Genomic DNA, 19,521 nt, shown 5'->3' on the forward strand with positions numbered 1-19,521 from the left:
AAAAACAATTGACAAAACAAAAACAAATGATAATATTCTAAATAGACAAACAACTTGTTTGCTTATTACCTTTTTGCAAACATTTGCTGAGTTATGAAAAATTTCGCAGTATGAAGTAGTTTAATTTTAATTAAGGGGGAAATCGAAAATGACGATTAAGTTTGGATGTCACGGATCAACATGGGTACTAGATTATGATGAAAAAGTAGATTGCTTGGATCATATGATTGATACAGTGAAGAAAGCTGGATTCAAGGGGATTGACGTTCAATATGCTTTATTGGGGAAATATAATGAAGCACCTGAAAAACTAAAAGAAAAACTAGATAGCTTGGATCTTGAATTAGCAGCAATTACCTTGCCGTTCAGCTGGGAAAGTGACACAGAATCGGAAGAAGAAAAGCAGCGGGCCGATTATTATATTAACTATCTAAAACACTTCCCGAATGCAAAATTAAACTTACCTCCACGAGTGGGGCCAAATCGCGACAATCTATTAAAACGTCAACGAGATATTATAAGCTGTGTGAATGCAGTAAGTAAACGTGCGATAGAAAATGGCATCGTTGCGGTGTTTCATCCACATTCTCCGGCAACTTCTTATTTCAGAACAGAAAGCGATTACAACCTTCTTTTTGAGGAATTAGATACAAGATATGTTGCGTACACACCAGATGTTGGCCACATTGCAGCTGGAGGAATGGACCCAGTCGAAGTGGTTAAAAAGTATTTACCAATTATCAAACATGTTCATTTTAAAGATTGTTCAAAAAGCTTTGAGTGGAAAAAGATGGGCACCGGTGATATCGATTTTCCTGCCATTGTTCAATCATTAGTTGATTATGGATATGACGGCTGGATTATGGTTGAGGAAGAAACAGAAGAAACGAAAACAAATGCTGATCAATGCATCTATGATATTAGTAAATATGTAGATGAAAAATTAAAGCCTATTGTTAACGGAGTAAGAATTTAATGAGTAACCGAATTATCCCATCGCTGCTCGTCACGGAAGTGTTTTTCCCGGTAAAAGATGAAAAAGGTTTCGCTGCAAGTGTAGTTGAAAACCTAGGTTCTCAAGGCTTCTATCGTTCGTTTGAAATTGGTTATGGCTATGACCAAGAGGATCGAAAAAGAATTTTGCGGGCTAAGGAACAAAATAACTTATCAATCTTGCAGTGGTTAACGTTCTTGACATATCAGACGGACCTCAATGTGTCCGCCCTAGATACTAGTTTAAGAGAAAAAACCGTTAAAAAGATAAAAGAAAGCCTATATTTGGCAGCGGAGTGCGGCGTTTCTACGGTTGCATTTGTCCCTGGTCCAGATCCAGGTGTTCAGTTCCGCAAGCAGGGACTAGAGGCTTTTTATGAAAGTCTATGTGAAATCTGCGAGGAGGCATCCACGTTTAATATGCATGTATCCATAGAAGCAATGGATCGCGAAGTGCATAAAAAGCGAGTTTTAGGTCTTACGAGTGAAGCTGTTCCTATCATTTCAAAGGTGAGGGAAAAATACTCGAATGTTGGTCTCGTGTTTGATACAGCCCATGTGGCGCTTAATCGTGAAGATATTTTTACCTCATTAGAATTGGCAAAAACAACCATGGACCGTCTGCATTTTGCAAATGTCGTCCTAGACCCCGAAAGCCCTTTATATGGAGATAACCATATGCCAATTGGTGAACCAGGCTTTCTAACGATTGAAAAGATGTCTCGTATTTTGCAAAAAGCCGATGAACTAGGTATCCAGGCAGAAAAAGGTTTACCTGTAGCAATAGAGGTGCAAGGCAGAGATAAGATTGATTATTTTGCGAATGAGAGAACGATCCGGGCTGCATTGGAGAGTGCGATGAACTTAGTCGGAAGTAAATAATTCGATTGCTGCCTTTAGAGCTTTTTTAGCAGCACTATCCTTTTCTTTTTACATAAGATCGGGGTAGCTTTTTTTACCACATATGTAGGCGCTATCTAAAGACATTAATAAACACCAATAAAAATAGATGTAGGAGGAATAACATGAAAACAGAACAAGCGCTTCAGACGGATTTCCCGGTCAAGGCAGCGAAACCAAAAAAGAATTTCCGTTGGACCGTTGTTATTTGGCTATTAATCGGTGGAATTATTAACTATTTAGACCGAACCAATCTTTCCATTGCAGCACCGGCGATGGTTGAAGATTTAAACCTAAATATGACGCATATCGGTCTATTAGGAACGATCTTTTCTTGGACATATGCTTGTATGCAGCTTCCTTCTGGCTGGTTAATTGATAAATTCGGAGCAAAGCGAATTTACTCGATTGCTGTTCTATGGTGGAGTATTGCAACTGCTTTAACAGGAGCATGTAACAAGCTGCTTACCTTAGTTGGAGCAAGGTTCTTACTTGGAGTCGGGGAAGCGCCATGTATGCCTTCTAATGCTAAGATTACTGCCCAATGGTTCCCTAAGAGTGAACGGGGATTAGCAACTGGGTTTTGGGATGCCTCATCAAAGGTTGGTCCTGCTATTGCACCACCTATTTTAGTGGCTATTCAGGTTGCATTTGGCTGGCGTGCATTATTCTTCATTACTGGTGCAGTTGGTATTGTCTTTGTCCTTTTATTTATGAAATTCTACAAAACACCTGATAAGAGTAAGCTGCTTTCTAAAGAGGAATATGATTATATTAAGGCTGAAGGCGGCGCAAGCAATGATACTGTTGAATCAACCAATATCAAATGGAGAGAGTTATTTAAGTATAGAAGTGTCTGGGGAATGATCGGCGGCTTCTTCTGTACGATTTGGATTTGGAATATTTTCCTTACGTTCTTACCTTTATATCTATTAAAAACACAAGATATTACCTTTAAAGAACTCGGTATTTATGCGGCTATTCCATATTTCGGAGGGATTGTCGGAAACTTAGGCGGCGGTTACATCACAAAGGTGTTAGCGGATAAAGGAATTTGTTCTCCAATTAACGCGAAACGTGGTCTGATTGCGATCAGTGCACTTTTAGCTGCTGCGTTTGTTATTGCACTTCCATTTGTACATGGGTTAGGGATCACGATTACTTTGATGACTTTAGCACTTTGTGTGGTTTCAGCGATTACTGGCAGTGCATGGGCATTGTCTGGTGACGTAGCACCTCCTGCCATGGTTGGATCTGTCGGTGCGATCCAGAACTTCGGTGGATACTTCGGTGGAGCATTTGCGCCATTAGTAACAGGTATCATTTTAGATGCAACAGGTTCTTATTCCATAGCCTTTATTTCCGGTGGGGTTATAGCTGGATTTGCAGCCTTCTTCTATTGGTTTGTTGTAAAAGAGCCAATTAAACCAACTAAAGCAGCATAATGATGAAGAAGAATAAGAGGGCTGCTAATTGTAGCCCTCTTATTCTTTTAATAAGAAATGTTGATATTTGTCGAAGAAAGAGAGAAAATTTAATCGATTTTCAATAAAATGAAAATTGACACAATAAAACATGAAGGTTATGATTATAAATGAAAACAAATAAAAACAAATGAAAATACAAAGAGTTTTGTTTTAATAGAAAGGGGAGTTTAGTTTGAAGAAGATTATTAACCAACCCGAACGCGTAGTTGAAGAAACAATTGAGGGCTTTCTAGCAGCTTATAAAAGTACTTATCAAAAAGTTGAAAATGTAAACGGAATCATTCGCCGGAATCTCAAGGATAAAGTGGCGATCGTTACTGGTGGCGGCAGCGGCCACGAACCATTGTTTTTGGGGCTGATGGGGGAAGGACTAGCTGATGGGGTCACATTGGGGAATGTTTTTGCAGCTCCGCCGCCAACGAATGTATTTGAAGTAGCGAAGGCAGTGGATTCTGGCAAGGGAGTTCTATTTATCTACGGAAACTATTCTGGCGATGTATTAAACTTCGGCATGGCAGAAGAATTACTAGAAATGGAAGATATTCAGACAAAGACAGTCCTCGTAACCGATGACGTAGCATCCGCTCCTGTTGAACGAAAAGGAGATCGCCGGGGGATTGCCGGAGATATTTTCGTCGTTAAGATTGCTGGGGCTGCGGCAGAAAAAGGATTGTCATTAGAAGAAGTTACACAAGTAACCCAGAAAGCGAATGACCATACGTTCTCCATTGGTGTTGCCTTAGCTCCAGGATCGATTCCCGGTGCGGTAGAGCTGCCATACACACTAGGTGACGATGAAATTGAGATTGGCATGGGCATCCACGGGGAGCCGGGAATGGAACGCACGAAAATGATGCCTGCTGATGAGTTAACAGATAAGTTATTGGCAAAGCTTCTTGAGGAAAGCAATATTGAGGCTGGCGATGAAGTGGCTGTATTAGTGAATGGCCTCGGGTCCACAACACTAATGGAACTATTAATCATAAACCGCAGAGTGGCACAAATTTTAGAAGAAAAAGAGATTAAAGCGTATGACATGGATGTAAATAGCTATTGTACAACACAAGAAATGGCTGGATTCTCAATCACATTACTGAAGTTGGATGATGAATTAAAAGATTTATATAATGCACCTGCAGATTCACCGTATTACAAAAAAGGATTAATACCTGCAAAAATCGGAGGGAACGTTTATGCCAAATAGTGTCCAAGAGGTTAAGTTGAATGCTGAACAAGTAAAGAATATGTTCTTGTATGTTGGTGAACAAGTCATTGAGAACAAACCGTTTTTAACCAAAATTGATAGCGCTATTGGTGATGGAGATCATGGAATTGGCATGGCAGTTGGATTTACAAAGGCAGAAGAAAATTTGACCAAAAAAGAGTTTACAACCATCAATGACGTCTTTAAAACAATAGGTATGTCGATGATTGCGAATATGGGCGGGGCTTCTGGTGTTATTTTTGGAACATTGTTTACTGGCGGTGTGAAAGGTCTTGAACCACAAGAGGAACTGACCCTGCCGCTATTAGCCCAAATTCTTGAAGGATCCGTGAAATCTATTAAAGAACGCGGGAAGGCTGAATTAGGAGATAAAACGATGATTGACGCACTAGAGCCTGCCGTGGACGGACTAAAACTAAGTGTGGAAGCAAATCATAGTTTACTAGAAGGACTTGCCCTTGCTGAAAAACATGCAGCAGGCGGTGTAGAAAAGTCGAAGCAATATGTCGCGAAGTTTGGCAGGGCAAAATCACTTGGAGAACGAGCAATCGGTCACCAAGATGCCGGAGCAACAACCGTCTGGATCATGTTCAAATCAATGAGAGAATGGGTCGAGAAAGCCGCCGTTCAACAATAAAGTTGGTATTGTGATAAAACTATTAAACAGGCAGGAGAAATTAAAATGACAAATAAAAAATTCCAGGGAGTTATTCCACCAGTATCAATTATTGTTGATGAACAAGGCAGACTTGATAAAAAAGGAATGGCAACTGTTATTGATTTCTTAATTGAAGCTCGTGTGGATGGTTTGTTCTTTTTAGGAACAGGCGGCGAATTTTCACAAATGTCTGTGGAAGAACGCAAAGAAGTAGCTTCGTTCACAACCGAATATGTAAACGGCAGGGTGCCAGTTTTAATTGGTACAGGAAGCACGAATACACGTGAAGTCGTGCTGCTCAGTCAACATGCCGAATCAGTAGGAGCAGATGCGGTAGTGGTCATCAACCCTTACTTTTGGAATTTAACTGAAGAAAACTTATTTGCTCATTATAGTGAAATTGCCAATTCTGTTAACTTACCGATTTTACTTTATAATTTCCCAACCATGACAGGACAGGATTTAACTCCGGAATTTGTCCTTAAATTGGTTGATGCACATGAGAATATCGTTGGAATCAAGGAAACAGTTGAAAGTGTTTCACATATTCGCGACATGATTTTAACCATGAAAGGGAAACATCCGGATTTTGTGGTGTTCTCTGGTTTTGACGATCATTTCCTACAAACCTTGACTCTTGGCGGTGATGGTGCGATTAGTGCTTCTGTTAATTTCGCTCCGGAATTAGCGCTTGGTGTTTACAAGGGGTTCAAAGAGAACCGTATTGATGAAGCAGTATCATTCCACCAACGAATGGCCGTATTGCCAACTATGTACAAACTTGATTCACCGTTTGTAAGTGTGGTAAAGGAAGCCATGAAATTGCGGGGAATGGATATTTCCACGAACGTTCTAGCACCAGCAAGGTCATTAAGTGCTGAAAAGATTGAGGAGCTTAAAAAGATTCTCGTTCAAGCGGACCTATTAGAAAGTGCACCAGTTAAATAATTTAGAAGAAAAGATCTCCACCGTGGGATCTTTTTTACAAGGTTTAGAGATGTAAACAAAGAAAGGGAGCCGGTTATGTCCAAAACAAGAAGAATGTCACGCATTTTTTCAAATGATGGTAAATCAATTACACTGGCGTTGGATGGATACTATTTCTCCACCAAGACGGCAGGAATTGATCAAACGATTGCCCTTTTGCCACAGCTGATTGAGAACGGGCTTGATGCTGTCATTGTTACATATGGAATGGCAAAATTATACGCAGAGTCCTTTAAGGACGTTGGGTTGGTTGTCCGTGCTGACTTATCTACCAGCGTATTTGATGCACGGATTCCCCAGACTACGGACATTCTTTCGGTTGAAGATGCACTAAAGCTTGGGGCAGACAGTGTTATTTCGATGACTTTCCCCGGTGCGGATGGTGAAACGGCCTCACACAAAATGGCCTGGGAACTTGCCAAAGCGGCAGATAATTGGAATGTTCCATATATGTGTGAGACGCTGCCGTATAGCTATCATGTGACAAGCCCAGAATCCAATCAAATCGAGACGATTGCCGCAGCAGCACGGATCGGGACAGAGTTGGGAGCAGATATTATTAAGACTAGATTAACTGGAGATCCAGCTGATGTGAAAATCATTGAAGCTGCCAAACGGCCCGTTCTTGTGTTAGGGGGGCCAAAAACGGATAACATCCTTGACTATTTCAATTATGTAAAACATTGCATGGATGTGGGCGCAAAAGGTGTGGCTGTTGGTCGGAATATTACCCTAGATGAAAATCCAATTGGTGTCGTGGCGGGGTTAAATACAATTATTCATCAAAATGGAACGCCCGCAGATGCTTACCAAAGCTATCAATCTAGCTTTGCTCTGCTTCAAGCCTAAGACATAGGATGGCTGTGTCATTTAACTGATAGTTAGGAATAACAAGAGAAGCATTTGATAACCTATCGATAAAGGAGAAATGTAAAATGAGTACCCGGTTTATTCCATCCCTGCTTGTCCCTGAAATTTATTTTCCAATGCAACAAGAAAAAGATTTCACTGTCAATTTGCTAGAAAAAATGGCTGTTGATGGTTTTTATCGCTCGTATGAAATAGCAGACGGGCAAAACCATCAAGAGAGAAAACGTATTTTGGCCTTAAAGGAACAATACAACTTTCAACTAACACAATGGTTAACCTTTTTAATAGATAAAAACAAGCTGGATGTTTCCTCGTTGGATTCACAATTGCGCTCTGAATCCGTTCGTCAGATTAAAGAGAATATCTATTTGGCTGCAGAGTGCGGGGCAAGCAATATTGCCTTTGTTCCAGGTCCAGATCCAGGCCCAGAGCGTCGACTTGAAGCGATGGAAGGCTTTTATGAAGCGTTATGTGATATTTGCGAGGAAGCCGGCAAATATCGAATGAATGTGTTGGTCGAACATTTGGATCGCTTTGCCCATAAAAAACGTCTGATTGGTCCAATGAGTGATACCGTTGAATTGCTTTCAAGTGTGGCTAAAAAGCACAGCAATATTGGTTTAGCCTTTGATACCGCGCATGCTGCCTTAAATAAGGAAGACATTTCGGAGGCATTAGAACTAGCAAAAGCACAGATTCATCAGATTCATTTTTCCAATGCGGTGGTCGATCCGAACAGTGAATTATATGGGGATTTCCATATGCCTATTGGAGAACCAGGCTTCTTAACTATTGAGAAAATCAGTGATATTTTACGAAAAGCTGACGAACTTAGTCTCCAATCCGAACATGGGCTCCGTGTCGCTGTGGAAGTAAGAGGGAAAGATAAGGACAATTACCAAGAGAATGAAACAATCGTCCGGTCAATTTTAGAAAAAGCATTAAATTTAGTAGCCAGTAGATAATGATAGAATCAACAAGAAAAGATTGGACGAGGGAGGTAGGTTTCTAGATGAATAAGATTTGGATCGGGACTAATTGGAAGATGACAAAGACCATCGCAGAAGGAATCGACTTTACGAAAGGACTTAGACAGATTTCAAAAGCGATCACTTCGAATCTCCAATTATTTATTATTCCTTCTCATACATCCCTTCTTCCTATTAAAGAGATAACCGCTGGTTCCGATATTTATTTGGGGGCCCAAAACATGCATTGGGAAGATAGTGGTGCATTTACAGGAGAGATTTCTCCGCGAATGCTAACTGAAATTGGTATTGATATGATTGAGCTTGGCCATTCGGAACGCAGACAATATTTTAATGAAACGGATGCAGCAATTAATAAAAAAGTTCATGCTGCCTTACGCTATTCAATGAAGCCTCTGATTTGCATTGGAGAAAACATAGAGCAGAAGAAACAGCAGATTTCGAAAGAAACATTGGCAGCACAGCTAAAGGTTTGCCTGCAGGGAGTATCCAGGGAACAGGCAAGGGAGGTTCTGGTCGCTTATGAACCTGTCTGGGCGATTGGCGAGCAGGGCGTTCCTGCAGATGCCGGGTATGTTTCTGAAATCCATGACTTTCTTCGACATACATTAGAAGGGCTTTTTGAAGAAGTTGGCCGTGAAATACCGATTTTGTATGGCGGCAGTGTGAATCATGATAATTTTCTTGAATATATCGATTTAGAAAATGTGAATGGACTCTTTATTGGCAGAGCTGCTTGGAACATCGACAGTTTCCAAGTCATTCTAAAGCAACTTGAATTACATCTAGAAAGTAAAGCAAGTCAAGTTCTATGATTGAATCTCCTCTTTAGTAGGAAGAGAAGCGAAGTCTTCTCTCTACTTCGGAGGGGACTTTTTTTTCCGATTTTATTGGTTACTTTGGTAAGAAATATGAAATTTTGTTTTCCTTTATTTTCAAATATATTTAATTAACGCGGTAAAGCAAAATAAAACAAAATAAAGTGAAAGTAGATTTAAATGGAAAAAATAAATATTTTAGCATATTCGGTGATTAAACAGGACTTTTTAGCCATTTAGCTATATAATATGAATAAATATATTATTTCGGTAGAATGTTTAGTAAACTTTCGAAAATAAATGAAAGGGTGGAACTATGTTCGCAGATCAACGCAGAAATTTAATAATTGAATTACTGACAGAAAAGGGAGTCGTAACTGTAAATGATTTGACCGGTTTGCTTAATATTTCTGCAGCCACCATACGATCGGATTTAAACCAAATGGAGAAACAAGGCTTGCTATTACGTACACATGGCGGGGCGATGCTGAAAGCGGAAGAAACTAATAAAGAATCGGATCAACTTGAAAAAAACTATGAAATTCGCGAAAAGAAATTCCGCGCGGAAAAACAAAGGATCGGTAAGAGTGCGCTTAAGTATATACAAGAGGGGCAATGTATTCTTTTAGATGCGAGTACAACCTGTTTCGAACTAGCCAAATTTTTGTGCGACACAAAAAAGAGATTAACAGTCGTGACAAGTGGAATTGCAACAGCGGCGATGTTAAAAGAGAATCCATATTTAACCGTCATTATCATTGGCGGAATCGTTAGGAACAATTCTAATTCCATCGAAGGGTTATTAGGGGAGGAGCTATTACGGAAAATTAATATTGATATTTTATTCACATCTGCCCACGCTTTTAATATTCGCGATGGCCTCTCTGATTTTAGCTTATATGAAGTAGAATTAAAAAAGGTCATGGTTTCCGTTGCGAATAAAGTCATTGCATTGCTGGATCATAGTAAAGTTGACAAAAGTTCCATTGCAACGTTTGCGCGTCCTAATGAAATCGACATTTTTATTACGGACGAACCTGTTTCTGAAGAAATAAGTTATTTTTTCACTTCCAATGGAATTGAACTGGAGATTGCAGAATAAGGCATAATAATCAAATGGTAAAGTTAAGACAAGGGCAGAACTGCTCTTGTCTTCTTGGGTTTTTTTGAAATAGGTAGAAGGATCTTTCTATATTAATAATTAATTAGGGAATCATATACAAAAGTGCGATGAAACCTTATGGGGATTTGTTCGTATAAATATAACAAAGGTTAAAAGGAGAGGTACGTGTAATGTTTTTAGAAGAACTAGAGAAAAGGGAAAAAATCGCATTTCTTGAATTGGCTGCAATGATTGCCAGAATTGATGGCAAATTATCCATATATGAAAATTCCTTGCTAAAAAAATATCAAAGGGAAATGGAGCTGGAGGATTATGAGCTCGAGGGTCTCTCTATAGAAGAAATTTTAACGGAATTTAAAAGTGAACGCTCTAAATATATCGTCTTAACCGAAATCTTTCAGCTTATTTATTCTGATGGAGTTTTCCACGATCATGAGAGCGAATTTGTCCACATCATAAAGACACACTTCGGGTTCGATGCAAGTGAATTTGGAACGTTCAAGGATTGGGTTGAGAAAATAAAAGAATTATCAGTAACAAAGCGAGAGCGTTAGAATACCCTTAATTGAGTACATGATCACTCTAGATAAAAATACAATGGCCCCTATCCTTATTGGACTAGGGGCCATTTATGCTTTAATTGTTATTCCTCTTCTGTATAAGCTTCCGTGGTGGTATCCATGCACTCCCAGCATTCACTTCGATTCCTTTCATACTTGGATAATTCACTCCCACAAGAAATACAAAAATCCATAAGAATTGATTCCCCTTTCAAGTGAAGTTTATATATATGTTTATTTATATTCCAACATAGCTTGTTAGAGAACCATGTAACTGCAAGCAAAAATAAATTCCTATTGGAATGTGGGCTGCAGCTGTGATTAACATCTTTTTATAAAACGAGTCTAATCAGGTTTTTTATTTTTTCATATTAATATAGTAATCAATTTCTAGGAGGTGGAGATATTGACACGGAGAAAAAACAGCCTGCCCCTCTGTATTTTTCCAAATTATCGCTGGTGCGGTCCAGGATGCAGCGGGCCGGGAAGACCCATTAATGATGTAGATAACTGCTGTTACCATCATGATCGCTGTTTAAGCCAAGGGAATTCCTCTTGTTATTGTGACAAACAATTCATAAAATGCCTCAGCACAAAAATGAATCCTCATACGCAAAAGGGTAGAAATGCACGATTAATGTATATGTTCATGAAACTGAAAACAACCTTCTGTCCGAAATAGTTCTTATATTGCTAAAGCATTTGCTTCCATCTGAATAAACTAAATCCTAAAATCGTTTGCAATCAATTTGTCCATCCTCTCTGAATTCGATACACTATAGAGTGTAGGTAACTTATAACTGGGTGGGAGAGAGCATTATTATGAGTAAAAGAGTAGTGATTACAGGTATTGGAGCAGTCACACCTTTGGGGAATGATGCTCAAACAACATGGGAAAATATTAAAAATGGTGTATCGGGTGTTGGCCCAGCCACTATCTTTGACGTAGAAAAGGTCGATATTAAAATTGCGGCGGAAGTAAAGGGCTTTGCACCAGAAGAGTTTATGGATAAAAGAGAAGCAAGAAGGATGGGGCGTTATAGCCAGTTTGCGGTAGCAGCAAGTCAAATGGCTGTAAAGGATTCGGGGATTCAGATCGGAGAAGACATTCCAGCAGAACGGGTCGGTGTCTGGATTGGTTCAGGAATTGGCGGACTAGGTGAATTCGAGGAACAACATAGGAAGTTTATTGAAAAAGGACAAAGAAGAGTCAACCCGTTTACCATTCCGATGTTTATCCCAGACATGGCAGCTGGACAAGTTTCCATTGCGCTGGGTGCTAAAGGAATCAACAATTGTTCGGTGACTGCATGTGCATCCGGGGCCAATTCCATCGGTGATGCATTCCGCGTCATTCAAAAAGGGGATATGGAGATGATGATTGCGGGTGGTACAGAAGCAACGATTACTGAAATGACCGTAGCTGGATTTTCGAATATGACCGCTCTTTCTAAAAATCCTGATCCGAACACAGCAAGCCGGCCTTTTGATAAGAATCGCGATGGTTTTGTGATTGGAGAAGGGGCTGGAATTGTGGTCCTAGAAGAACTAGAACACGCACTGGCCCGCGGCGCTAAGATTTATGGAGAATTGATTGGATATGGCGCCACTGGTGATGCCCATCATATTACCACACCTGCACCAGACGGAGAAGGGGCTGGCAGGGCTATGAAATTAGCATTAGACGATGCGGATATTTCCACTGAACAAGTCGACTACATCAATGCACATGGGACATCCACCAATTATAATGATTTGTATGAAACATTAGCCATTAAAGAAGTTTTCAAAGAACACGCCTATCAATTATCAGTTAGTTCCACCAAATCAATGACCGGCCATTTATTGGGTGCGACGGGAGCAATTGAAGCAATCTTCTCTGTTCTAGCAATCAAGGAAGGAATCATTCCACCAACCATCAACTACGAAACGCCAGATGAACAACTTGATTTAGATTATGTTCCCAATGAGGCGAAGAAGAAGGATGTTCAAGTCGTTTTATCCAACTCATTAGGATTTGGCGGACATAACGCCACGTTAATTTTTAAAAAGTTTACCGAGTAACGATAGCAAATAGCTAAAACGAAGGTGTCTAAATATTAATTAGATACCTTTTTTCTATATGTTTGGACTATTTCCGACAAAAATAAAACTAACCAAACGATTGATTAGTTTAAGTTTAAACCCTTGTATCAACTGGATTTTTTCCCGGGAAATGTAGGGAAGAATGTCGAAATACGCATCGACAAAAAAAGACCGGGTATCGCTACCCGATCTTACCTACAAAAAAATATGCTTAAGCATTTCTTATTTGTTTACTTCGTAACTGTCCGCATGCTGCATCAATGTCTGTACCATGCTCTTGGCGGATTTTGCAATTAACCCCGCCCTTTTTCAACGTATCATAAAAGGACAATACCGATTCCTGTTCACTTCGTTGATATTGACTGTGTTCATCAACCGGGTTATATGGAATTAAGTTTACATAGACTTTCTGACCGAGTGGACGAAGCAGGTCGACAAGCTCCACAGCTTCTTGTTTATGGTCATTAACATCTCGCAACAGAATATATTCAATCGTAATCCGTCGATTTGTTTTGTCTACGTAATACTCCATCGCCTTCATTAATTTTTCAATCGGAATGGCCCGGTTTATTTTCATAATACGTGTACGAAGTTCATTATTTGGCGCATGTAATGACACTGCAAGGTTTACCTGCAGCCCTTTATCCGTGAACTCAATCAGCTTGTCCGCAAGACCGCTTGTGGAGACGGTGATCCGTCTAGCCGCGATGGCTAGTCCTTTATCATCTTTAATTACCTTGATAAAATCTAATAGGTTTTCAAAATTATCAAAAGGTTCCCCAATGCCCATCACGACCACATGACTGACGGTTTCTCCCCGGCCTTTTTTGTCCAGATGCAGCTGCACATTCATAATTTGCTCAACAATTTCCCCACTGGATAAATCGCGGCTTTTCGCTAATAACCCACTTGCACAAAAGCTGCAGCCGATGTTACAGCCTACTTGTGTTGTCACGCAAACGGAAAGGCCGTATTTCTGCCTCATTAAAACCGTTTCGATTAAATTGCCATCCTGCAATTTAAACAAAAACTTAATCGTGCCATCAGCGGATTCTTGTTTAATGTGTTCCTGTAAGGTTTGGATCAAGAAGTTGTCTGCTAATAGTTGAACACACTCTGGATTAACTTCCGTCATCTCCGAGAATGCTGTAACACGCTTTCGATAAAGGTATTCCCAAACTTTCTGTGCTCTCGACTTCTTCTCGCCGTGGGCCTCAAGCCAGGCGGCTAATTGATCGATCGTTAATCCGTATATACTCTGTTTATTCATATGTTCCTCCTCTTTTCGTAACGATAAAACTTACTAAAATTTATCTTTACCTACTATATAAATAGTGAATTGACTCTAAATCAGCTAATCACCATACATGTAATTTTAAAAACAATATCTATTATACCAAGAAAAGACACATTATAAAAAAATACCTTTAATTGGTTGTTATTGAAGTGTAGTCGTTTGTTAAATAAAAAAATTAAAAAATTGGCGGGGTCACCGTTTTCAAATATATGTTAAACTGCATTTAACAATTATTAAATTATATTTTACGTGGTGCTGAAGACTATAATCAAGTCAATGAGGAGGACTATCAAAGTGAAAGAGATTGAATTCGGAGATTTACAAACATGGAGAGAAAACTATCCTTTACTAAACAAACTCATTTCGATGAATGAAATATTATGGTTAAATCCTAAAATTGAAAAGTTTAAAACAGGAATTAAAAAATCCCCCCTTACTCAAGATGATGTAAAGGATGCAGAGGAAAGATTGAAACGTTTTGCTCCATATATTGCCAAGGTTTTCCCAGAAACAAAAAAGAAGAATGGGATAATAGAATCTCCATTGGTGAGAATTCCTTCTATGAAACAATCTTTAGAGCAGAATTATCGACAACCGATATTCGGAGAATTATTGCTTAAGTGTGATAGTCACCTCCCTATATCAGGGTCTATAAAAGCAAGGGGCGGGATTTATGAAGTTCTCAAACATGCCGAAGATTTAGCTCTTCAACATCAATTGTTGACGATTCAAGATGACTATTCCATTTTAGATAGTGATAGGTTTCGAACCTTCTTCTCCAAATACTCCATCGCAGTAGGTTCGACTGGAAATTTAGGACTTAGTATAGGCATCATAAGTGCAAAGTTAGGTTTTAATGTGACCGTTCATATGTCGGCTGATGCAAAACAATGGAAAAAAGACTTACTTCGAAGCAAAAATGTTAATGTAATTGAATATGAATCGGATTATAGTAAAGCAGTAGAGGAAGGTCGACTCCAAGCAGATAGGGATCCTGCATGTTATTTTGTAGATGATGAAAATTCTTATGACCTATTTTTAGGATACGCAGTAGCAGCATCTCGATTACAAAAACAATTAGAAGAGTTAGAGATAACAATTGATGAAAATCATCCTTTGTTTGTTTACCTTCCATGTGGAGTAGGCGGTGGTCCTGGCGGAATAGCTTTTGGTTTGAAGTTAGTATATCAAGACCATGTTCACTGTTTCTTTGCAGAACCTAGCCACTCTCCATGTATGTTACTTGGTTTAATGACTGGACTTCATGATAAAATTTCTGTGCAAGATATTGGTCTTGATAATGTAACTGACGCTGATGGACTTGCTGTAGGAAGACCATCGGGATTTGTAGGTAAAACTATAGAACCGTTTCTAAGTGGTAATTATACGGTTAGCGATGAACAGTTGTATAAGCTATTAAAGGAACTAGTTGATACAGAGGGGATTCGTTTAGAACCTTCAGCACTAGCAGGCATGATAGGACCAATTAAATTATCTAAAGATGGAACGAATTATTTACTGAAGCATAATTTAACGGAAAAAATGAGTAAAGCTACACATATTATCTGGGGGACTGGTGGAAATATGGTTCCTGAAGAAATGATGAAGCAATATTATCAAAAAGGATTGAATTTATCGTTAGACAATCAAAAGTAATTCAACACAGGGGTAGTTGACCCCTGTGTTTTTATTGAGAAAAATTTTTTATTTGAACGGGAACTTGAATGTATACTTTGGCCAAGCATCGCCCTTTTGATGAAGAGGGAAAAGTGAAGTTTTTAGAAGATATGATTGGTTGGTTAGACGGTCAGATTGATAAAAAACAAAAGGTGCGTTACCGGGAGAGTGTTCAAGGTATGGTAATAGGCACTTTGCCTGAATAGAGACAAAAGAGTGTTTATATTTTCAATAGAATACGTGATTTTCAAGAAAAAGCGGAGATATTCCCGCTTTTTTTTGCGCCTTGTCACCGATTTCTCTAATCAACGGGCGGATTTTTCAGGTTAATGGGCGAATATGGGGTTCCAATGGGCGAATTTTAGACTGCATCGAGCGAATCTAGTGTTTCAATGAGTGAATCTAATTTTATTTACGATTATTTCGTTTTATTGTTAACCTATTTATTGTTATAGTTTACAATAAAAGAATAGATAGTATTTATTTTAAAATGGAGGGATAAAGATGAATAAATGGATGAATCTTGCAGATCGAGTGTTAGATGGGATGGATATAACCAATCAGGAGGCACTTTCCATATTAGAATGTCCAGATGATGACGTTCTTCTGCTAATGCACGCTGCTTTTCAAATCAGAAAGCGATATTATGGAAAAAAGGTAAAACTTAATATGATCTTGAATGCGAAATCTGGACTCTGTCCCGAAAATTGTGGTTATTGCTCTCAATCATCTATTTCGACAGCACCGATTAATTCTTACAGAATGGTAGATAAGGATGCGATACTTGAAGGTGCAAAACGTGCACATGATTTAAATATAGGGACGTACTGTATTGTGGCTAGTGGCAGAGGGCCAACTAATAAAGATGTTGCACATGTAGTGGAGGCAGTTAAAGAAATAAAGGAAACATATGGATTGAAAGTTTGTGCCTGTCTTGGACTGTTAAAACCAGAACAAGCGAAGCAGCTGAAAGAAGCCGGAGTAGATCGTTACAATCATAATATCAATACATCAGCGAGCAACCATGCAAACATCACAACTTCCCATACATACGATGATCGAGTTAATACGGTGGAAACAGTAAAGGAATCCGGAATGTCTCCATGTTCAGGTGTCATTGTTGGGATGAGGGAGACAAAGCAAGATGTAGTTGATATGGCTAATAGCTTAAAAGCTCTTGATGCGGATTCCATCCCAGTTAATTTCTTACATGCGATTGATGGCACTCCATTAGAAGGAGTAAAAGAATTGAGCCCGCTATATTGTTTAAGGGTATTGGCTTTATTTCGTTTTATCAATCCAACAAAGGAAATTCGGATCTCAGGTGGAAGAGAAGTCAACCTACGTTCGTTACAAGCATTGGGTCTTTACGCAGCCAATTCCATCTTTGTCGGTGATTACTTAACGACCACTGGACAAGAAGAATCCGAAGATCACAAAATGTTACTCGATTTAGGGTTTGAGGTTGAATCTGTAGAAGAAATGAAAGCGAGCTTAAACTAGAGGTTTATTCTAATACTAAATCAAAGGAAAGTGGCACCCAGTCCGAAGGCACCGGGTGTCACCTTTTATTTATAGCCAGCCGCCAATTTCCAAAACCGTCAGGACAATCTCAATGACAATAAGAGTGACGATGATCCATTCCACGAATAATCCTCGAATGGAATGGCTGATGGTGGAAAAACCGTCCATGATGTTATATAAAATCTCCGTTTTGCTTTTCAATATTTTATAGCGATCGTTCAATTCAAAAAACTCCACCATTCTGTCATAAAAACCGCTGGCCGCGCTGCTCGTCCAGGTAATATCAGGCTTATCCAAAATCATGATATACGCAAGGGTGTTGTATTCGTGACGGACGATTTTTGCCGTAGTCCGGGCCAGCTCCTTGTTACCAATTCGCAGGTTGCCTTTCTCCAGTCTGTCGATCATGGTTTCGAGTTTGTCATGGATTTGCCCAAGTTGTTCCTCTGTCTTTTCAAGCGCCACGGACTTTGCTATTACTGTAGAAATCAATTCAGGGTAAAATTCCTCATATTCAGGGACGACTACATATTCATCCGTCAATTCAAGGCTTTCCGTTTCTGTAATATGAAGGCAGTAATCGTCGCTATATCTGTCCGCTTGTTTAATGTCAAAATCTGGTTCGAAGGAATGGATGTAATGCAATAAACTCTCGATCTCATCAGCACATAAATGATTAATGAAGACGATACTTCCAAAGGAAAAGATCAGGACCATTTGCGAATCGTCGACATGGTTATGGAGAATTGATTCTAGAATAGCGCCTCTGAGGATTAACGGTTGTTCCCAAGTGAATTTTTTGGGAATCCCGCAATGAATGGCAATTTTGTTCAAGTCAATTTCATGGGTGACAGCAAATGCTTTAAAGGTTATTTCTTTCACTTTGATCACCTTTCCAGTGATTTGTCCTTTTTTCGATTTTATTCTACTTCTTTCAAAAACATGCTTACACTGAAAAGGAGTATTTTAACGTTTAGAAAAAATTAAATGTTTTAAATTTTAAAAATATTTGTTATGCTATGAAAGAAGAGTCAATATACTGGTTTGGCATTAGTGTATTGCCAATTTTTATTGCCTGTTCGTTTAGAAAATATTAAACGTTTTAAATGTTCGAAAGGTATAATAGAGAAGGAGGTTTGTACATGGTATTTGAGGCCGGAGAATTTAAAGAGCGATTACATAAAACAAAGGCTGAAATGCAAAAAAGAGAGATTGATATATTAATAACTACAAATCCAGCAAACATGAATTACCTTTCAGGTTATGATGGCTACTCCTTTTATGTCATTCAAGGTGTAGTCGTTCTGATGGATGAGCCGGAACCGCTGTGGATTGGCAGGAAGATGGATGTTCCCGGTGCAGAATTTTCCACATGGCTCAGTATAGAGAATATCTTCGGCTATGGAGATGATTTCGTCCAATCTAACACGAAACATCCGATGCACTTTTTTGCTGATGTTTTATCTGAAAAGGGTGTTACCAACAAAACGATTGGTCTCGAATGGGGTCAGGACTCTCTAAGCGTTACCTCTTTTATGGAATTCCAAAAAAAACTACCTAATTGCCAGTTTAAAGATGCATCCTTTTTAGTCAATCAGGTGAGAATGATTAAATCGGATATGGAAATTTACTATATGAAACTAGCAGGAGAAATTACTGCTAACGCGATGAAAATGGCCATCGACTCTATTAATGAAGGAGTAAAAGAATCAGACGTTGCTGCGAGAATTTATCAAACCCTGATTAAAGGGACTGAATTACAGGCTGGAGATTATCCAGCGATTATTCCTCTCATGTCTTCTGGTAATAAAATATCAGCACCACATTTGTCTTGGACAAACAGTTCATATAAAAAAGATGATATTGTTACCCTAGAATTATCCGGCTGTGTTCATCGTTACCATGCACCATTAGCAAGAACCGTTTACATAGGCACTCCTCCTCAGAAATACATCGATATTGTAAATATTGTTCTAGAAGGCTTACAAGAAATGCTTCAAGTGATTAAAGCAGAGGTAACCTGTTATGAGGTTGCTAGGAGCTGGAACAAGATATTAGCAAAATCTACAATAACAAAAGAATCCCGCGTTGGTTATCCCATTGGAATCGGTTATCCCCCAGATTGGGGTGAACAGACGATTAGTATTCGTCCTGGAGACCGAACGATTTTACAAAAAAATATGACCCTTCATATCTTACCAGCACTATTTCAAGCTGACACAGGATTTGTCGTCAGTGAATCGATCAGAGTAACAGAAGATGGATCTGAACTTCTTACACACTTACCTCAAAATCTTGTTCATAAATAAGAAGAATGAATTAACCGAG

General features: G+C 39.1%; 19 protein-coding genes. 17 read left to right on the forward strand and 2 right to left on the reverse strand.

Going from position 1 to position 19,521, the window contains the following annotated elements:
- Nucleotides 1-148 precede the first annotated feature (148 nt).
- The 13 genes from ACE198_RS00275 (at nucleotide 149) to fabF (ending at nucleotide 12,674) form a co-directional block, all read left to right on the forward strand.
- Nucleotides 149-976 (forward strand): sugar phosphate isomerase/epimerase family protein, encoded by an 828-nt coding sequence (locus tag ACE198_RS00275; protein WP_375374273.1) that lies wholly within the window; start codon nucleotides 149-151, stop codon nucleotides 974-976.
- A complete protein-coding gene (locus tag ACE198_RS00280; protein ID WP_098576097.1) occupies nucleotides 976-1,875 on the forward strand; it encodes a sugar phosphate isomerase/epimerase family protein in 900 nt (299 codons plus the stop codon). The genes ACE198_RS00275 and ACE198_RS00280 overlap by 1 nt, the downstream gene beginning before the upstream one ends.
- A 143-nt stretch (nucleotides 1,876-2,018) precedes the next feature.
- Nucleotides 2,019-3,338 carry an MFS transporter gene (locus tag ACE198_RS00285; RefSeq protein WP_375374274.1) on the forward strand — a complete coding sequence of 440 codons (1,320 nt, stop codon included), beginning with the start codon at nucleotides 2,019-2,021 and terminating at the stop codon, nucleotides 3,336-3,338.
- A 214-nt stretch (nucleotides 3,339-3,552) separates the two neighbouring features.
- Nucleotides 3,553-4,584, forward strand: a complete 1,032-nt coding sequence (locus tag ACE198_RS00290) for a dihydroxyacetone kinase subunit DhaK (RefSeq protein ID WP_098576095.1) — start codon at nucleotides 3,553-3,555, stop codon at nucleotides 4,582-4,584.
- Nucleotides 4,574-5,242, forward strand: a complete 669-nt coding sequence (dhaL, locus tag ACE198_RS00295; protein ID WP_375374275.1) for a dihydroxyacetone kinase subunit DhaL — start codon at nucleotides 4,574-4,576, stop codon at nucleotides 5,240-5,242. Before ACE198_RS00290 ends, dhaL begins: the two co-directional genes overlap by 11 nt.
- Nucleotides 5,243-5,287: 45 nt before the next feature.
- Complete coding sequence (locus ACE198_RS00300) at nucleotides 5,288-6,211, forward strand: dihydrodipicolinate synthase family protein (RefSeq protein WP_375374276.1); 924 nt, start codon at nucleotides 5,288-5,290, stop codon at nucleotides 6,209-6,211.
- A gap of 75 nt (nucleotides 6,212-6,286) precedes the next feature.
- The gene (locus tag ACE198_RS00305) at nucleotides 6,287-7,099 is read left to right on the forward strand and encodes a class I fructose-bisphosphate aldolase (RefSeq protein WP_251462017.1); all 813 of its coding nucleotides are present in this window, start codon (nucleotides 6,287-6,289) and stop codon (nucleotides 7,097-7,099) included.
- A gap of 86 nt (nucleotides 7,100-7,185) precedes the next feature.
- Nucleotides 7,186-8,085 (forward strand): sugar phosphate isomerase/epimerase family protein, encoded by a 900-nt coding sequence (locus ACE198_RS00310; protein WP_375374277.1) that lies wholly within the window; start codon nucleotides 7,186-7,188, stop codon nucleotides 8,083-8,085.
- Nucleotides 8,086-8,132: 47 nt separating this feature from the next.
- The gene (locus tag ACE198_RS00315; RefSeq protein WP_098576090.1) at nucleotides 8,133-8,924 is read left to right on the forward strand and encodes a triose-phosphate isomerase; all 792 of its coding nucleotides are present in this window, start codon (nucleotides 8,133-8,135) and stop codon (nucleotides 8,922-8,924) included.
- A 319-nt stretch (nucleotides 8,925-9,243) separates the two neighbouring features.
- Complete coding sequence (locus ACE198_RS00320) at nucleotides 9,244-10,029, forward strand: DeoR/GlpR family DNA-binding transcription regulator (protein ID WP_375374278.1); 786 nt, start codon at nucleotides 9,244-9,246, stop codon at nucleotides 10,027-10,029.
- A gap of 191 nt (nucleotides 10,030-10,220) precedes the next feature.
- Nucleotides 10,221-10,604, forward strand: coding sequence for a hypothetical protein (locus tag ACE198_RS00325; protein ID WP_375374279.1), 384 nt, complete (start codon nucleotides 10,221-10,223; stop codon nucleotides 10,602-10,604).
- Between the two features lie 412 nt (nucleotides 10,605-11,016).
- Nucleotides 11,017-11,292 (forward strand): phospholipase A2 family protein, encoded by a 276-nt coding sequence (locus tag ACE198_RS00330; protein ID WP_375374280.1) that lies wholly within the window; start codon nucleotides 11,017-11,019, stop codon nucleotides 11,290-11,292.
- A gap of 140 nt (nucleotides 11,293-11,432) precedes the next feature.
- Nucleotides 11,433-12,674, forward strand: coding sequence for a beta-ketoacyl-ACP synthase II (gene fabF, locus ACE198_RS00335; RefSeq protein WP_375374281.1), 1,242 nt, complete (start codon nucleotides 11,433-11,435; stop codon nucleotides 12,672-12,674).
- A gap of 232 nt (nucleotides 12,675-12,906) precedes the next feature.
- Here fabF and rlmN read toward each other — a convergent pair whose 3' ends face one another.
- Complete coding sequence (gene rlmN / locus ACE198_RS00340; RefSeq protein ID WP_375374282.1) at nucleotides 12,907-13,965, reverse strand: dual-specificity RNA methyltransferase RlmN; 1,059 nt, start codon at nucleotides 13,963-13,965, stop codon at nucleotides 12,907-12,909.
- 321 nt (nucleotides 13,966-14,286) lie between these two features.
- Here rlmN and ACE198_RS00345 point away from each other — a divergent pair, with 321 nt between their 5' ends.
- The 3 genes from ACE198_RS00345 (at nucleotide 14,287) to bioB (ending at nucleotide 17,172) form a co-directional block, all read left to right on the forward strand.
- The gene (locus tag ACE198_RS00345; protein WP_375374283.1) at nucleotides 14,287-15,648 is read left to right on the forward strand and encodes a D-serine ammonia-lyase; all 1,362 of its coding nucleotides are present in this window, start codon (nucleotides 14,287-14,289) and stop codon (nucleotides 15,646-15,648) included.
- A 68-nt stretch (nucleotides 15,649-15,716) separates the two neighbouring features.
- Complete coding sequence (locus tag ACE198_RS00350) at nucleotides 15,717-15,875, forward strand: hypothetical protein (protein ID WP_375374284.1); 159 nt, start codon at nucleotides 15,717-15,719, stop codon at nucleotides 15,873-15,875.
- Nucleotides 15,876-16,173: 298 nt separating this feature from the next.
- Nucleotides 16,174-17,172 (forward strand): biotin synthase BioB, encoded by a 999-nt coding sequence (gene bioB / locus ACE198_RS00355; protein WP_375374285.1) that lies wholly within the window; start codon nucleotides 16,174-16,176, stop codon nucleotides 17,170-17,172.
- A 69-nt stretch (nucleotides 17,173-17,241) separates the two neighbouring features.
- Here the strand turns inward: bioB and ACE198_RS00360 are convergent, their stop codons facing one another.
- The gene (locus ACE198_RS00360; RefSeq protein WP_251462001.1) at nucleotides 17,242-18,075 is read right to left on the reverse strand and encodes an RMD1 family protein; all 834 of its coding nucleotides are present in this window, start codon (nucleotides 18,073-18,075) and stop codon (nucleotides 17,242-17,244) included.
- A gap of 260 nt (nucleotides 18,076-18,335) precedes the next feature.
- Here ACE198_RS00360 and ACE198_RS00365 point away from each other — a divergent pair, with 260 nt between their 5' ends.
- A complete protein-coding gene (locus ACE198_RS00365; RefSeq protein WP_375374286.1) occupies nucleotides 18,336-19,502 on the forward strand; it encodes a M24 family metallopeptidase in 1,167 nt (388 codons plus the stop codon).
- Nucleotides 19,503-19,521 lie beyond the last annotated feature (19 nt).

The organism is Neobacillus sp. KR4-4, from assembly GCF_042136325.1.
Classification (GTDB): domain Bacteria; phylum Bacillota; class Bacilli; order Bacillales; family Cytobacillaceae; genus Neobacillus.

Coding starts and splice junctions, on each gene's coding strand:
- ACE198_RS00350 (WP_375374284.1), top strand. CDS start 15,717: ATGTATACTTTGGCCAAGCATCGCCCTTTTGATGAAGAGGGAAAAGTG.
- ACE198_RS00285 (WP_375374274.1), top strand. CDS start 2,019: ATGAAAACAGAACAAGCGCTTCAGACGGATTTCCCGGTCAAGGCAGCG.
- ACE198_RS00310 (WP_375374277.1), top strand. CDS start 7,186: ATGAGTACCCGGTTTATTCCATCCCTGCTTGTCCCTGAAATTTATTTT.
- dhaL (WP_375374275.1), top strand. CDS start 4,574: ATGCCAAATAGTGTCCAAGAGGTTAAGTTGAATGCTGAACAAGTAAAG.
- ACE198_RS00275 (WP_375374273.1), top strand. CDS start 149: ATGACGATTAAGTTTGGATGTCACGGATCAACATGGGTACTAGATTAT.
- bioB (WP_375374285.1), top strand. CDS start 16,174: ATGAATAAATGGATGAATCTTGCAGATCGAGTGTTAGATGGGATGGAT.
- rlmN (WP_375374282.1), bottom strand. CDS start 13,965: ATGAATAAACAGAGTATATACGGATTAACGATCGATCAATTAGCCGCC.
- ACE198_RS00325 (WP_375374279.1), top strand. CDS start 10,221: ATGTTTTTAGAAGAACTAGAGAAAAGGGAAAAAATCGCATTTCTTGAA.
- ACE198_RS00365 (WP_375374286.1), top strand. CDS start 18,336: ATGGTATTTGAGGCCGGAGAATTTAAAGAGCGATTACATAAAACAAAG.
- ACE198_RS00320 (WP_375374278.1), top strand. CDS start 9,244: ATGTTCGCAGATCAACGCAGAAATTTAATAATTGAATTACTGACAGAA.
- ACE198_RS00280 (WP_098576097.1), top strand. CDS start 976: ATGAGTAACCGAATTATCCCATCGCTGCTCGTCACGGAAGTGTTTTTC.
- fabF (WP_375374281.1), top strand. CDS start 11,433: ATGAGTAAAAGAGTAGTGATTACAGGTATTGGAGCAGTCACACCTTTG.
- ACE198_RS00300 (WP_375374276.1), top strand. CDS start 5,288: ATGACAAATAAAAAATTCCAGGGAGTTATTCCACCAGTATCAATTATT.
- ACE198_RS00305 (WP_251462017.1), top strand. CDS start 6,287: ATGTCCAAAACAAGAAGAATGTCACGCATTTTTTCAAATGATGGTAAA.
- ACE198_RS00315 (WP_098576090.1), top strand. CDS start 8,133: ATGAATAAGATTTGGATCGGGACTAATTGGAAGATGACAAAGACCATC.